12 protein-coding genes are annotated in these 15,699 nt (G+C 34.0%); all 12 read right to left on the reverse strand.

Annotated features, from left to right (window positions below):
- Positions 1-251: 251 nt before the first annotated feature.
- Complete coding sequence (locus tag ELS83_RS20250) at positions 252-710, reverse strand: V-type ATP synthase subunit K (protein ID WP_171597373.1); 459 nt, start codon at positions 708-710, stop codon at positions 252-254.
- A gap of 22 nt (positions 711-732) precedes the next feature.
- Entirely contained in the window at positions 733-2,538 is a 1,806-nt protein-coding gene (locus tag ELS83_RS20255; RefSeq protein WP_171597374.1) for a V-type ATP synthase subunit I, read from the reverse strand.
- An 8-nt stretch (positions 2,539-2,546) separates the two neighbouring features.
- Positions 2,547-3,146, reverse strand: a complete 600-nt coding sequence (locus ELS83_RS20260) for a V-type ATP synthase subunit D (RefSeq protein ID WP_171597375.1) — start codon at positions 3,144-3,146, stop codon at positions 2,547-2,549.
- A gap of 8 nt (positions 3,147-3,154) precedes the next feature.
- Complete coding sequence (locus tag ELS83_RS20265) at positions 3,155-3,640, reverse strand: DUF2764 family protein (RefSeq protein ID WP_171597376.1); 486 nt, start codon at positions 3,638-3,640, stop codon at positions 3,155-3,157.
- Between the two features lie 23 nt (positions 3,641-3,663).
- Entirely contained in the window at positions 3,664-4,269 is a 606-nt protein-coding gene (locus tag ELS83_RS20270) for a hypothetical protein (RefSeq protein WP_171597377.1), read from the reverse strand.
- A 17-nt stretch (positions 4,270-4,286) separates the two neighbouring features.
- A complete protein-coding gene (locus ELS83_RS20275) occupies positions 4,287-5,597 on the reverse strand; it encodes a V-type ATP synthase subunit B (RefSeq protein ID WP_171597378.1) in 1,311 nt (436 codons plus the stop codon).
- Position 5,598: 1 nt separating this feature from the next.
- Positions 5,599-7,362: a V-type ATP synthase subunit A gene (locus ELS83_RS20280; protein ID WP_171597379.1), complete on the reverse strand. Its 1,764-nt coding sequence runs from the start codon at positions 7,360-7,362 to the stop codon at positions 5,599-5,601.
- A 625-nt stretch (positions 7,363-7,987) separates the two neighbouring features.
- Positions 7,988-8,758: a LytR/AlgR family response regulator transcription factor gene (locus tag ELS83_RS20285; protein ID WP_171597380.1), complete on the reverse strand. Its 771-nt coding sequence runs from the start codon at positions 8,756-8,758 to the stop codon at positions 7,988-7,990.
- Positions 8,759-8,761: 3 nt separating this feature from the next.
- Positions 8,762-9,793, reverse strand: a complete 1,032-nt coding sequence (locus ELS83_RS20290) for a sensor histidine kinase (protein WP_171597381.1) — start codon at positions 9,791-9,793, stop codon at positions 8,762-8,764.
- Between the two features lie 148 nt (positions 9,794-9,941).
- Positions 9,942-11,228 (reverse strand): adenylate/guanylate cyclase domain-containing protein, encoded by a 1,287-nt coding sequence (locus ELS83_RS20295; RefSeq protein WP_171597382.1) that lies wholly within the window; start codon positions 11,226-11,228, stop codon positions 9,942-9,944.
- Between the two features lie 129 nt (positions 11,229-11,357).
- Positions 11,358-14,468, reverse strand: coding sequence for an efflux RND transporter permease subunit (locus ELS83_RS20300; protein WP_171597383.1), 3,111 nt, complete (start codon positions 14,466-14,468; stop codon positions 11,358-11,360).
- Between the two features lie 62 nt (positions 14,469-14,530).
- Positions 14,531-15,613: an efflux RND transporter periplasmic adaptor subunit gene (locus ELS83_RS20305; RefSeq protein WP_171597384.1), complete on the reverse strand. Its 1,083-nt coding sequence runs from the start codon at positions 15,611-15,613 to the stop codon at positions 14,531-14,533.
- Positions 15,614-15,699: the final 86 nt, after the last annotated feature.

The following is a 15,699-nucleotide window of genomic DNA, read 5'->3' on the forward strand; positions in this document are numbered from 1 at the left end:
GCGTGTGTGCCGCCTTATTTCTTTTACTTTGGACTCAGTACTCTGTTTTTTCTTTTTCATCTTCCAGACAATTATTGGTGATAAAAAGTTAAGAAATCCATCTCTTAACTTTTATACCAATCTGTCCAAATTAGGCTGAAGACTTACAATGTTGATATTTTTCATAATTGTTTAATAAAAAAAGCAGCTTCCTAACTAAATAAGAAACTGCTTTTTGAATCTAACCTAACTATATGAAAATTGAAATCTTTCTAAACTGAAGGAATACCTCCCATTCCAAATACCATTGCAAGAAGTGCAACTGTTTCAATGATCCCCATAGCTGCAATGTACATCCCTGATCCTTGTTTATCATCTACTGCTAAATTGGCGCAAGCGGCAGCTCCAACTCTTCCCTGCATAATGGCAGAAGCCGCAATGGCAATGCCTACAAAAAATGCCCATATCATTTGATTCATATAGCTATCAGGACTCAAGTTGGCACCAATCATGGAATTCATAAAAATCATTCCATAGATGACCTGACTTAGAGGCATACCTACCATGGCAAGCGCCAGCGATGGAAGTTTCTTCTTTTCTTTAATGGCTTGTTTCCACAAACCCAATGCACCCATTCCGGCAATTCCTGTTCCTATTGCAGAACCAACTCCTGCTATTCCTAAGGCAATGGCATGTCCTCCAAAGCCTGTTACAACTGTTGATAACATCATTATTTAAATTTTAAAAGTTTGATTATTTTTTAATTTGAAAAGGGGTATACTCGTTACCCGAAAACTCGACAGATGCATGACCTGCATACTCTAACATATTTAAACGAACGCCATGAACCAGAACAGCCATAGCCGCAAGTATCATATTTAGCCCGTGACCAAGAATTAGAACAATAACAGCTCCTATACCCGAAGCAAGTGTTGATACTCCATCACCAATTGCCATTTCATTAAAACTTGTAGCCATTAACACAGTTGATAATCCAACTGCATAAAGCCTAATGTATGAAATAATATCTGAGAAGCCGTTAATGATACTTAAAGGCAAATTTACCAAGGACGAAATCATTCCTTTCATAAAGCTTGTTCCAGGATTGGAGAATAAAGCTATTAACAAAGCACCTCCAACAAAAAGCCAAATCATAATTCCTGATGCAGGAACTCCCAACACCATCTGATTTACGATTAAGTATAACCCCCAGATAATGGACACCCAACCCAACTGCGCAATTGCTTTTACGCTGTTTAGATACCTCCAAGAAATCTGTAAATGTCCTATGGTTAAGTGAACGGCTCCTATTAGAAACATAAATTTCTGAATAAAAACACTATCGCCACCAAAACTTGCCAATTGACTAATTCGCAATTGATTTAGAATTGGAATTTCAGCAATAACTTCTGATCCAAAATAAGTTCCAGTAAGTATTCCCCAAAACATAATTGCGGTAGAAAGAGTATACATTAACTGGAATTCTACTTTCTTCACATACTTTTGCTTGCGATGTACCAGGAAAGTAATCAGAAGAAATATCAAACCATATCCAGCATCTCCTACCAGAATACCAGTGAAAAAAGTAAAGAAAATCATGAACACTTTGGAAACATCAAGCTCCTTGTATCCTGGGACCAATCCCATAAAATCCATTACCGGCTGTATGCGCTTTGCCCAATTTGATGTGCGCACTAAAGTTGGAACTTCATCCATCTCTTCAGAAGTAGGTTCATCAATCACATAACCCCAACTATTTTTCTCTGCAACTTCAGTAAATTGATCTACCCTATCTTCCGGAATAAATCCTTTCCAGCATCGTACCTGATTGTCTATGGCAATTCCTCCATAGTGAATGTTGCGCACATCTAAACGTTTGTTTCTTTCATCTAAGGCATCCTGCAAAACTGCTTTTTGAGAATTAAGTTGTTGCAAAAGTTTTTCAACTTCATTCAACTGTTTCTCCGTATTTTTTAAAGCAATTTTTGCATTAAAGCTCTCCATATTGGGTAATGCGACTTGCAAAAAATCTAGTTTTTCATCAGTAATTTCAGTAATCAAAACTACTTGGTTTAACTCATCAATTCGTCCAATTAGATGAATGTCTTCGCGAGATTTAAGTAGTTTTAAATCCTTATCGCCAACCAGGTAAAATTTTAGATAAACTCCTTTCTTATTGAGTTGCTGAATATCTTCAAGAGAAATATTACCCCATCTTTGATACCAATCCATATCTTTGGATAGATGCAGCTTACTATTTTCCAATTGATTGCGATTTACTTCAGCACCCAAGACTCTTTCCATCAAATGGATTTCACCTCTTTCTTGCTTTGAGTAATCACTAAGTTCAATCGAATTCGAATCCTGTTTTTCATCATATCTATCCAAGATTGAAATGGCTTTTTCCAATTGTTTAATCCTAGCATCTACCCTTTCAATCGATTCATCTTTTGCAGTTTGAAAAGGACTAACATGCATGACTCCAAGCTTACCAAGAATTCTAAGGTTAGCATCCACATCAACTGCCGATTCAGGCATCAGAAGTATCAGTTTTTTCATTTTTGTAATCATATGCAAACCTCCTTTTGATTACTGGTTTTCACAACCTTTGCTGTTGCAATGGTCAATCGCTCATCATCTTGCAATTTCTGTCCAATTTTTCGAATGGCCATCTTTGCATTCGGTATGCGGCGATTCTCAAATAACTTCACCCTTGCTCTAACATCAAGCAATTCCTCCTCGAGTAAATGAATTTGATCCTCCAAACAGTTAATTTCTGCCAATAATTGCAATTGATCCTGCATTAAATGAATGGCATCATCTACCCACAATGGTGTATCTTCGGAAACTGGCATCACTTTAAAATCAACACTTTCGAACTGCTGAACCCGAACACCTGCAACATCAATTGGTTTAGTATTTATTTCCTTAACGGATATAAAATCATCTATTTCAACCCATGAATCACTCATCACGGCAAGCCATGCTTCTGCTGCTTTTCGATTTTTTTCAATCTGTTCTTTAATCTGATCTATACGCTCCGAAATGGTATTTACACTTGCCATTAATGATTTCTCCATGGCTTCAAACAAAGGCAACATCCTTTCCGAAACCTTCAGAATTTTTTTCTGACGAGCTCTTTCCGTTTTTGTATATTTAATTTTCACTCCAGCCATTATTGAACCTCCCCTTTTTTAGATGGATTCACAATTGAAGTCAACACTTCAGCACCAAGTTTTGCATTAAACGAGTTCATTCGGCTCAGAATCTGCAATTTTAGTTTGTACACCATTACTTCAGTCATACTAAATGTCTTGCCAGATTCAATAGATTCAAGTTCTTCCCACAGATATTTCATAATCTGTTTCTCGCGCTGTAAGGGATTTCCTGCAATAGCAATTAAAGACAAGCGAATCAAATTTGCCTGACGATTTTGTTTTCTGGCTTCACGTATTTCCGAAAGATCTTGGTATACTTCTTTCAATAATGTGTTTACATTCTTCAGAAATGATTTGTCTACTTGCCCATTATTCCCCTGAACATCGACCCGTTCAAGCATTTTAAAATGTTTTGCAGACAATTGCTTTTTAGCATCCTCCTTGAAATCACTCAATGAAATAGGTGGTTTCTGTCCAAAGGTCAAGCTTGGCAAACTACTCATAAGATATACCACGTTTGACATTCTTAAACCTCCTGATTTTTAGTAATTCGTTCCACTAAATCTTTGTTCAGAATTGCAAACAATCCTTCCTCCACATCCTGTGAACTCAATACGAATTGAATACCCTCATTTTCTGATGAGTTCACAACAATTTTAGCTTCACTTCCGGTAAAAGGTTTTATTTCTACCTGTTTGCCAAATCCTTCTTTTATCAGGAATGATTCCATTGCCGTAGCAGTTTCGGAAGAAACTTCAACACGCTTATTTCCTGAAATTGAATCTAAAACAGCCTTTAATAACTTCTCCTGATATTGCTCTTTTGTAAACAGGCTTTCACATTGCTTTCCGAATGCCAATTTAAGATTCTGAAGTATTGTTATTTTAGTTGCTTCCACCAAATCACGTGAAGCTTGAGTAAGGGCAATTTCAGCATTTTTTTGTGTTTGCTCAGCCCTAAGCTTTGCATCTTTAATAATGTTTTTTCTTAGTGTTTCAGCTTCTGAAAGCAAGATGTCAGCTTGCTTTTTAGCATTCTCAATAATACGCTGCTTTTCTTCCTCACCTGCACTAATGCCTTTCTCTTTTAATCTGGAAACAATACCTTCCAAATTTTCCTTATTATTTGTCATTTTATTGTCTTTAGGTATTAATTCTTGTTCCAATATTCGTCAATCAACTTCTTGCTTAACCCTGTTTCGGTAGGTTTGAAATGCCTTTTTAATATCTGCCAACATTGATCAAGGGCAGCTTCCAATTCGATAGATTCACCAAATGGTTCTTCCATATTGGCAATAAAATCTTCACGATAGCGAAGTAATTTTTGTGAAAAGGCATCATTGGCTGCTCCAACTTCTGCTGCCTCATAAGCCTTTTCTGCATCGGCTAACAAGGAGGCCATAACGGTCATTATTGGGCGATGATCATTTCGGGTAGCTCCATTTACTTGCTGTTTTAATCGCGAAAGCGAACGGGCAAGTTTTAGTTTACCATTCTCAAGAAAAAACTGTCCTTCGGTAATATAACCTGTGTTATCTGGCACTGGATCTTCCAACGACTCCAATGTTGTTGCCCCAATAATGGTAATGGAACCAGCTCCTTCAATATCAGCAGCCACTTCGTAACGTTTAGCCAATTCTGAATACAAAGATCCTGGATAACCTTGCAAGGAAGGAATCTGATCCTGGTAATTTGCAACATTTCTCAAAATATTTGACCAGTTGGTCATATCGGTAAGCAATACCAAAACATCTTTTCCCTGATCGGCAAACTCGCGAGCTACACCTAAGGCAACATCAGGCAACATCAAACCTTTAATCTGCGAATCACCGGCAAGGTGAGTAAACATGATGGTTTTATCGATATTTCCTGATTGTGAAAGTTGCTCTTTGAAATATTGATATTCATCGAATTTTAATCCAATCCCGGCAAAAATGATAATATCAGCCTGAGCACCTTGTGCTATCTGAGATAGTAAACGGTTATAAGGTTCAGTAGGACCAGCAAAAATTGGAATTTTCTGAGATTTCACCAGTGTATTAAACACATCAATCATTGGTATGCCTGTCCACAATGCTTGTTTGGGAACCAAACGAACCGTTGGGTTCAAGGTATCTAGTCTTGTAGAAACCTCTTTCTCAAAAATAATTTCCGGACCTCCATCAGCTACGTTTCCAACTCCATCGAAACTACGTCCCAACATATTGTATGAAAAACCTGCTGTAAGAGGTACTTCATGCATGCGGATTTTTGTATGAGTACTTAGTCCTTGTGTTCCATTAAATACCTGAAAACGTGTCGAGTTTTCTGAAATATTAATTGCCTTTGCAAAAGACAGACTTTGATTTGTATCCGCTTCCAATAACTCCACAACATGGTTTAAGGCAACCCCGGGATTTCCTTCAACTGATATTAGTGCCTTACCGATTTCGCTTATTTTACTTATTTCTTTTCGAATCATTTTACGCTTCCTCCTGTTTAATAAATTGTTCAAGCTTCACGTCAAGTTCATTCATTTGTTCCGCGCTTTGAGCATTGCTGTTCCAGTCTTTCCACCATTGACGCAATTCATCAAATTTGATTTTCACCAAGTCTTTCAACTCCTCATCATTCATTTCATTTTGTGAAAACTCAATTGGTGTGTTAATCAATTTCTGTACTGCCTGGTTGATAATTTCCAATCGCTCAGGACGTGTACAAGCATCTACTTCATGAAAGGCATCCTGTTGCATTACACAAAAATCGATGGTTTGTCCTTTCTGGTACTGTACATATTTATCAATAGGAACTTTTTTCAAACCAATGGTACTAATGGTTTGATCGATATCATTAGATTCATGTAATGTTTGTAACATATTTTTTCGGTCGTCCCAGGAAATAAAACTATCGTAAACCGACGTGGTGTAAACCAAAGGATCAATAGCCGGATATTTTTTAGCATCGGCACGATCTTGAGATAGTCCCCAAAAACCACCAGTCGCATCCATGGTTGCCTGTGTTACCGGTTCCTGAAAATTTCCACCTGCTGGCGATACTGTCCCAATAAAAGTTAATGATCCTCCCGTACCTACATCTGAACCTGCACGTTGGTACATTCCCTTTATCTGATCAGGAATATCCATTGGAAAAGCTTCTGGTCCCGGAATATCTCCTTGTCTCCCACTACGTTCACGAAGTGCCTGAGCCCATCTGGAAGTAGAGTCAGCCAAAAGAATTACATTATAGCCTTGATAGCGATAATACTCACCCACTGTTAAGGCAATAAAAACACTAGCTTCACGAGCAGCTACCGGCATAGAACTGGTGTTCCCGAAAATACACATTCGTTTCATCAAGGATTCGCCTGTTGAAGGATCATCCAATTCTGCAAAATCTTTAAAAACCTCAACCGCTTCACCTGCACGCTCGCCACAAGCTGCCATAATAATGATATCAGCTAAAGCATATTTGCAAAGTGAATGTTGTAATACTGTTTTACCTGCGCCAAAAGGACCAGGATTACCAACAGTACCACCATATCCTACTGGTGCCAACAAATCAATAACACGTACTCCTGTTGAAATAGTCTGACTTGGAATTGCTCTCTCTTTAAAAGGGATTGGTGATTTTACAGATTGACGAAAAGCCAAATTCAAAACATGGTTATTATTCTGTTCATCGACAACAACCGCAACTTCTTGCGTAATATTTAATTTGCACTTTCCTACAATACTTTTTAGTTTGCATTTACCCAAGTTAAAAGGCACTAAAATCTTGTGCTCAAGTCGGCCTTCAGGTACATATCCAATCGAATCTCCACCACTTAGCTCTTCTCCAACTTTAACTGTTGGAGTAAATTCCCATAACTTTTCCACATCAAGTGCTGGGGCTTTTAATCCAGGCACAAGATATGCATCCTGTTCGCCAAGTTTGTACAAAGGATTTTGAAGTCCATCCCAAATACTTGTCAAAAGTCCAGGCCCTAAAAGCACAGACAAAGGTTTACCTTTAAATTCAACCAAGTCGCCTATTTGTGCTCCCGTTAAATCTTCAAATACTTGCATCTCTGCAATTCCCGCTTGGGGATTTTTAAAATCTGGTTGAATTTGTAGCACCTCTGCCTGAAGCAGATGCCCATCTACCATAATTTCAGCCATTTCTCCCATCTTTACTTCACCAAGAAACCTAGCTTTTACTAGCGAATCCTGGATTGAAATAAGGGTTCCTGTTCGTTTATTACAATCCATAATTAAGATATACTAACATCCAACAACCAAGTACACATTATTTGTTTGATTCGTTTACTCGATTGGGAAAACAATACTAATCTTTTTAAGAACTAATTTTTACATCTCTGAATTAATGCGTGGGTATCAGAGTGATCTGTGGGATGTATTATTTCAATGGTGGTTCTTCTTTTTCAAAAATAGATGGTGAATCTAGAGAATATTTTTATAACAAATTTGCATAAATGGTTTGTTTAACTTTTATTAATAAAATTTAAGCCTTTACTTAATTTCATCTTTAACATCGACAAGACAAAACTTTTATTTTTTTAAACAAAGACAGACCGATTGCCTGGTCAACATCCTACTTTTCCAATGTTAATAGTTTTGATAAAATCGTATTCTAGATCCAAAATAAAAACAGTTTTAAGCTTTTCCCACCAAAAAGCTATACTGATGTATTGTTCAACATATGATTTCACTATGAAATTGGTAATGGCAACCGGCCTGTCTTAACCCACTATTTTATGAGATTAAATAATTCAAAATCATTATTTGCATAATTTTAAATATGTGACCCTTTGAATTTATGCAGGAAATTTTCGTGTTTTTCTTAATAATAATAAAAAAACAATGCACTGAGAATTTAATTATCCAACCAACGTTTAAATGATGCAGCTTTATCTTTTCCCATAATAATATCCTCAAAATGTTTTGGATTGGACTCAATTTTAAGTTTACCCTGAAAGTAAGAATGTACTTTAATAATGGCCTCAATATTAATTATTAACCCCCGATTAATTTTAAAGAATTGGTTATGGTCCAATTGTGCCATAAGATTTTCTAATGATAAATTAATAGGATATTCCCTCTTTTCGAAAGTAAGAGCAAAAGTTATTCCTTGTAAACTGTAAAACAAGGCTATTTTATGAACAGACAAGTGAAAAAAAGATTCGTTAGCCTGTATTAAAAATCGTTTACGAAATTCCTTCTTTTCTTCTTGAATTAAATTCATTAGTTTCTTATAATCAAGATCATTATTTTTTTCTTGAAGAAATTTTCTATCATATTTTTCATATTTATCAAATGCGATTTGCAATTCCTCTTTATCAATGGGTTTTAATAAGTAATCAAGACTATTAACCTTAAAAGCTTGAATTGCATACTCATCATAGGCAGTAATAAAGATCACCATACTAGTGATATTTATTTGCTGAAAAATTTCGAAGCTTAGGCCATCTGATAATTGTATATCTAATAAGACAATCTCTGGATGAATGTTAGTTTGAAACCATTTAACCGCTGATTCAACGCTATTTAAACAACCTACCAGTTCCACTGGAGGCTCGATTTGGTTAATAATCTCTTTTAATAATCGTTGAGCAGGAATTTCATCTTCTATTATTAAAACTTTCATAATTTATTCTTCTATTAATGGAATTCTTACTGTAAAATGAGACAAGTTTTGTTCAACACTGAATCCCTCTTTTTTAAGCAATTCATAACGACTTTTAATATTGGATAAACCCGTAAAGGTTGAGTGTAATTCCGATTTTGGGTTTAGATTATTTTTAACAATTAATGTATTATCATCGCAACTTTGGATAGAAACATTTAATGGATTTTTATCGTTTGCAATATTATGCTTTATTGCATTCTCAACAAGAATTTGTAAAGTTAAAGGTGGAAGTTGTTTATTTAAAGCAGCATCCGACACATTAAGAGAAAAATTTAGAGCATTCCCTATTCTAACTTGGTGAAGATATATATATGACTTAATAAATTGTAATTCCTGATCAACTTCAATTAAATCATGATTTTTACTTTGTAACACATATCTATAGACTTTTGATAATTTACGAGTAAATTCAATAGCTTTATCAGGATTATAACTAATCTCTGCAATTAGAACATTAAAATTATTAAAAAGAAAATGTGGGTCTACCTGATTTTGTAAAACCTTGTAATCAGCTTTAAGTTTTTCCCTTTTTAATTGTTCAACTTCAAGAGAATATTTTTGCATTTGCCTATGGAAATTGATTGCAACTGGAATTCCCATAAAATTTAAAAGAAAAATTAGAAATGTAATAAATAATATTACTGTAGAAATGGGGTATGACAATGACTGACCAATTTTTATATACCATATCACAAAAGGAATTCCAATAATAATCAAAGTTGATAAAATCATACATGAAAACTGTAGTATGACACGTTTCGTATTATTAAAAAACCAAGGAAGATGATTATTTAAATATTTATCTAGATAATAGTTAAACTCAGTATTCAAATTAAAAAGTATAAGATAAGATATCCAGAACGATCTTTCATTTATTGGAGGCTTAAATCCTACAACTTCAAGCAGTGTAACTTTTAAAATTCCACTAATAAATATTGCATAAATTGAAACCAAAAACAATCTGATCAAATTATTATATAATCTTCTTTTCATTTTAATATCATCCTTAATGACATGCTATTATTAAATCCTAATTATTTGAACCTATCAGCAAGATAATTTTTTATAATCTTTTTTTAGTGTTTAAAAGATGAAATACGTTTAAAGGTAACTGTCATATTTATTTAAAACTAAGATTTCATTATAAAAGCTGCCAAATTTCAGTAGATTCCTCTCTACCTTTTAATTGGACATCGCCTATCAAAGTTGGTGCTAAATCATATTCATTTATATTATTTAGCACCTCTCTTGAAATTAATACTTGGGATTTATAAGTTTTATTGAGTTGTTCGATTCTTGCTGCTGTGATGACTGTATTTCCGCTTATCGAATATTGTTTTCTTTTTTCAGTACCAACATTACCAGCTACGATAAGTCCACTGTGTAATCCAATTCCTATTCTTGTCCTAGGTATTTCACCTTCGGTATTTTTCTTATTTAAGGCATCTATTATTTCAATGGCCGCATTAACGGCATTCTGTGAATCATTTCCTCTTGAAGTTGGAACTCCAAATGTTGCCATATAACCATCACCTAAAAACTGATTAATAATACCATGATGTTTGTTTATAATTTCTATCATAAATCCAAATACATCATTTTGATAATTGATTATATCTTTAGGCAATCTATTGGCTGCAAATTTCGTAAATCCCCTAATATCCAAGAACATTACACAAACATACTGTTCTTTACTTTCAATTACATTGTTTTTTAACAATAATTCATCGACAATAGATGAAGAAATCTGTTGACCAAACATATTTATAATCTTATTTCGCTCCAAAATGGCATTATTAATCGTTTTAATATTCTTCTTAATTTGATTCGCTACCAAACCTGAAATAATACCTCCTAAAATAAGGAGTCCAGCTTTAGCAAAATGTAGGGTCTCACTTTCATAATAACCGTTTTCTATAATTCCTTCTGATCGATTTTTAATAACAAAAAATACCGCTAGATATCCTATTGCTGCAATTATCCCTGCATAAAAGGAAATTTTAAATTCCAAACTTAGAGTAGATAATATCAACACCAAAAAATATAGCATTACAACTGGAGTAAATATAATCTCGATAGAGTTCCATTGAAAACCGTATACAACTAATGCTATTGTTGGATAACTGATTTCTATGAAGTTAGAAAAATACCTACGTTTTGGATTGATATTTCCACCAGTTATTAGCTTACCATTTATCACTCTTAACGTTAAATATTCATGAAAAATAAATAACATCAAGACACCCACAGAATAATAAACTGATTCAATATTTGGAAAAACTATGAGTAATAAATCTGGGACAACAACCCTACAGATCAACAAACTAATTATTAGACCTGAAAAAATTCGGGTTAAAAATATAGCCTTTAGTTTTTCACTAATTAAAATCTCTTTTTTTATAGATTTATCGACTATAAAGGCTTCCATTACAAATAAATTATCTCTTTATTTTATCTATCTTCTAAAATGAAAATACAATGCAATTACGTTTAAAATGAATCTAAGTTGATTGAACAGATAAGGTCAAAAAACTGACCTCACCTGTTCTTAGATATGCTAATGATGAACTTTTACTTTATATAGTAGTTTAAATAAAACCGGAACAAAAAGCAATGTAATTAGAGTAGCAAAAAGTAAACCAATCATTATGGCAATAGCCATAGGTTCCCACAATAATCCTCCTCCTACATATAAAGGAATTAAACCTAACACAGTTGTAAAAGTTGTTAATAAAATTGGTCTGAATCTCTGCTGTGCTGCATCTACGATTGCATGATATGGATCCTTTTTATATTCATTTAACTCAATTTCAATCCTATCCAATAGAACAATTGCATTATTTACAACAATTCCGGCCAATGACACAATTCCAAGAAATGTAAAAAAACCTAAGTATGATCCAAATGTAAACAATCCAATCATAACACCTATTAGTCCTAAAGGAATAGTTGTTAGCACAATAAAGCTTTTACGGAACGAATTGAATTGTAGCATTAAAAGTATAAGAATTATAAAACCAGCAATTGGTAATTTTCCTCCAATATATTCAAATGCTTCCTGACTAAGTTCAATTTCCCCTCCAAGTGTATAGGAATAGTCATCATCCCATTCTTTTGATATTTCATCTAAATATGATATCAATTCTTGCGTAATTTCATTTGCTGTTGTTCCAGGCTTTGCATCACAATTTATACTTATGGTTTTAACAAGGTTTCTTCTCATTATCTTCGCAAGTTGCCAATCAATTTTAATACTTGCCACCTGAACTAAAGGAACATTTTTTCCTGAGATTTGTGAAAATACCATAATACTTTCCAAATCATGAATATCCATAGTATTACCATCTTTATTTTGTAACACAATTGGAATATTATCATCATTTTCTCGGTAATCACCTACATCATACCCATCAATAGCTGTCATTAAAGAAATCGCGATATCCTGATTGCTTATTCCAGCCATGCTAGCTTTATTTTGATCAATTTCAATTAATAGTTTTTTCGCTCGTGGGCCCCAATCATCATGAATTGCTGTAGTACCATTTATTTGAGCCATTTTAGCCTTTACCTTCTCTGATATTGAAAATAATTTATCAGGATCATCTCCTGAAACAAGTATCATTACATCATATTCAGATGGGGCAGCATTTGCCAACGGCTCTGCTAATATTTGAGCATCCGGAAAATTCTTAAATGCATAATCGTTAATTAATTCACTCACATACTCATTATCCTCAAAAGCTGTAGTATTAATTAACATGTGGGCATATTTTGAATTCGGTTGCTTTTCCTGATATCCAAGATCATATGAATATGGACTTTTACCTATAAAAGAAGTATAGCTTATAACACCAGGTTTTGATTCTAAATCATCTTCAGATGTTAACAGATTAGAGCTAATATATTCTGATAACTGGTTGACAACATTTTCTGTTTCTTCAATTTTGGTATCCTGAGGTAAATTAATGTTTACCACCACCAAGTTTCTGTCGCTATCCGGCATAAATATCGACGGCAGTTTTGGCCCCAATGATAAGGAGAATATAAAAAGCAAAATGGTTAATACAACCACTAATTTAGGACGTCTTAAGCCCCAATTTAATATAACCTTGTATCTTGCATTTAATTTTTCAAATATATCCTGTTTATTTTCTTTATTCTCCTTTTTGGTATGATCTTTTGGCTTTTTAACTCGAATAAAATACACACTAAGTAAGGCTACAAATGAAAAGGCAAGTATCCATGATGATAATAAAGCAAAACTTATAACAATAAATATGTCACCTGTCATTTCTGCCATTGTACCAATTGCCAGAAAAAATGCCAAAAAAGCGGAAGAAGTAGTTAAGGTTGATATTAACAGAGGAATTACTAGCTCTTTACATGAATGAATTGCCGCATCTTTTGCAGATGATCCATTTGCCATTTTAACCATTATGGATTCAGATACCACAATAGAGTTATCTACCAACATCCCAAGCGACATAATTAATGCAGCCAGTGTTACTTGATTCAGACCTACGCCAAAATTATTCATTAACATTAAAGTCGTCACCATGGTGGCTGGTATCAAACTTGCTACAACCATACCTGTTCTCCAACCCAAAAATAGTAGCATTACAACTAATACTATTAAAATAGACTGAAGGACGTTTGAAACAAAATTATTTACTGTATCATTTACAAAATAGTCTTGAGATGCAACTCTCTGTATGGACATTCCTACAGGAAATGATTCATTATACCCTTTAAGTTTCTTATCTATTTTTTCACCCAAAGTAGTTAGGTTAGCTCCATCCTTTAAATTGACAGCAAGACTCAATCCGTGCTTTCCATCCACTTTTACAATGCTGGTTTGAGGAGTTTCATAACCAAAACTAACATTTGCAATATCACTTAATTTAACTACTTTATTTGCACCTATTGGGATTAAAGTATTCTTTATATGCTCAATACTTTCATAATTCCCTGTAGGTTCTAATACAATTCGCTCATTGTTCAGATTAATCTGTCCTCCGGGGAAAACAATATTTGTTGTTGAAATTGAATTTTGTATTTGACTTGCAGATAATCCATATTGACCGATTCTTGCATTATCAAATTCAACAAAAATCCTCTCTTCTCTTATTCCACCAATTTCAACACGCGCAGCTTCATCCAATAAAATTAAATCATCTCTTATCTCTTCAGCATATCTTTTCATCTCAGCATATGAAAAACCATCTGCTTTTAAGCCTAACTGTATTCCATACACAACACCCACAGTTTCGTCCTTTACCTCTGGCTCTAGAATACTGCTAGGTAAATCGTCCCGAATTTCATCTATTTTTCGCCTAATCCTATCCCATACTTCTTGTAACTCGTCTTTCTCTACTTCAGCAATTAATTCCGCTTTAATAATAGATATTCCTGTTCTACTTTCGCTTGTAACTTTTTTTAATTCTGGAATTTCCTGAATAACTTCTTCAATTTTATCGGTAACCAGTCTTTCAACACGTTCAGGTGATGCACCCGGGAATTGGGTAACAACCTGGCAAATTCGTATTGTAAATGGTGGCATAGCATCTCGAGGTAATTGGTTATACCCCATTAAGCCAAGCAACGTAATAACTATTACCATTAAAATAGTTACCCTATTATTTTCTATTGATATCTTTGTAATATTCATAATGATCTTTGCAAAATGGATTTAACATTTATATTTTATACAAACATCGGATTAAATCAGAATTAATTTTCCAGAAGACAAACTTCCATATTGTCTTGTAAAAATCTTAAACCTGCTATAGCCACTAGTTCATTCTTTTGTAAACCTTTAATTACTTCAAATCCTTCAGGAAGTATTTCCCCAAGCTGAACTGTTCTTTTTTCTACTCGATAATTTGAATTCGAAGCTTTCTTTAGAACAAACACATAGTTGCCAGAAACATCTTCTCCTACTGCCGCAAATGGAGCTACAATTTTTGGTGAAATTTCATTATCTTCGTTTCCTAACTTAAAAGTAACATCTGCTGCCATCCCTGGGCGTATTTCTATTTTTGAAGTGTTAATGCTCACCACAACCGGGAAAGTAGACGAAGCGCCTGATGCGAAACCAACCTTTTTAATCTGCCCCTTAAACTTCTGATCAGGTATCGATGGTAAAACTATGCTAACTTCTTTACCCTTTTTTAATTTATTTATAGATACTTCTGGAACTCCTACTTCTATTTCAGGGTCAGTTTCACTATTCATCACTGCAATAATTTGACCTTCCCCCACACTTTCATTAGATTCAACATTAACTTGAGTAATAATTCCATCCATTGGAGCGTATAATTTAGTATAGTTTACTTGATTATTCGCCGCCTCTAACTGTTTACTAGCTGCTTTGAATTGAGATTCTGCTGAAGCCAAACCTAATTTTGCATCATCATAATCATTTAGCGAAACACTGTTATTTTCATATAACTTCTCAATTCTCTCAAAAACTGATCGAGCATTTACCAATTGACTTTCAGCCTTTCTTTTTTCGGCCTTTGCCTGTTCTGCCTGAACTATATAATCGATTGGATCAATACTTGACAATAACTGATTCTTTTGAATTTTTTGTCCAAGTTTAATATTTACGGCATTTAGAGTACCACCTACTTTGAAACTTAATTTTGTTTCGTATTCGGCTTTTACTACACCAGGAAAAGTCTGCTCTTGTTTCCCTCTTGAATAATCTATTTTCTCATACTTTACTGGCTTAACTGCAGGCAATTTTTTATCTGTTTCCTTACAGGAAATTATTGATAGTGTTAAGAGAAAAAATGATAAATATGTTTTCATTTGATAAATTTTTGCTGTTAATAATTGTTACCAACCCCAAAGAATTAAAATTTTATTGTCTCATTCTTAAAGAGTTTTTCTAAAAT

Origin of the sequence: Marinifilum caeruleilacunae (assembly GCF_013141825.1) — a bacterium.
GTDB lineage: Bacteria > Bacteroidota > Bacteroidia > Bacteroidales > Marinifilaceae > Marinifilum > Marinifilum caeruleilacunae.

Coding starts and splice junctions, on each gene's coding strand:
- ELS83_RS20300 (WP_171597383.1), bottom strand. CDS start 14,468: ATGAATATTACAAAGATATCAATAGAAAATAATAGGGTAACTATTTTA.
- ELS83_RS20270 (WP_171597377.1), bottom strand. CDS start 4,269: ATGACAAATAATAAGGAAAATTTGGAAGGTATTGTTTCCAGATTAAAA.
- ELS83_RS20295 (WP_171597382.1), bottom strand. CDS start 11,228: ATGGAAGCCTTTATAGTCGATAAATCTATAAAAAAAGAGATTTTAATT.
- ELS83_RS20250 (WP_171597373.1), bottom strand. CDS start 710: ATGATGTTATCAACAGTTGTAACAGGCTTTGGAGGACATGCCATTGCC.
- ELS83_RS20280 (WP_171597379.1), bottom strand. CDS start 7,362: ATGGATTGTAATAAACGAACAGGAACCCTTATTTCAATCCAGGATTCG.
- ELS83_RS20285 (WP_171597380.1), bottom strand. CDS start 8,758: ATGAAAGTTTTAATAATAGAAGATGAAATTCCTGCTCAACGATTATTA.
- ELS83_RS20265 (WP_171597376.1), bottom strand. CDS start 3,640: ATGAGTAGTTTGCCAAGCTTGACCTTTGGACAGAAACCACCTATTTCA.
- ELS83_RS20255 (WP_171597374.1), bottom strand. CDS start 2,538: ATGAAAAAACTGATACTTCTGATGCCTGAATCGGCAGTTGATGTGGAT.
- ELS83_RS20305 (WP_171597384.1), bottom strand. CDS start 15,613: ATGAAAACATATTTATCATTTTTTCTCTTAACACTATCAATAATTTCC.
- ELS83_RS20275 (WP_171597378.1), bottom strand. CDS start 5,597: ATGATTCGAAAAGAAATAAGTAAAATAAGCGAAATCGGTAAGGCACTA.
- ELS83_RS20290 (WP_171597381.1), bottom strand. CDS start 9,793: ATGAAAAGAAGATTATATAATAATTTGATCAGATTGTTTTTGGTTTCA.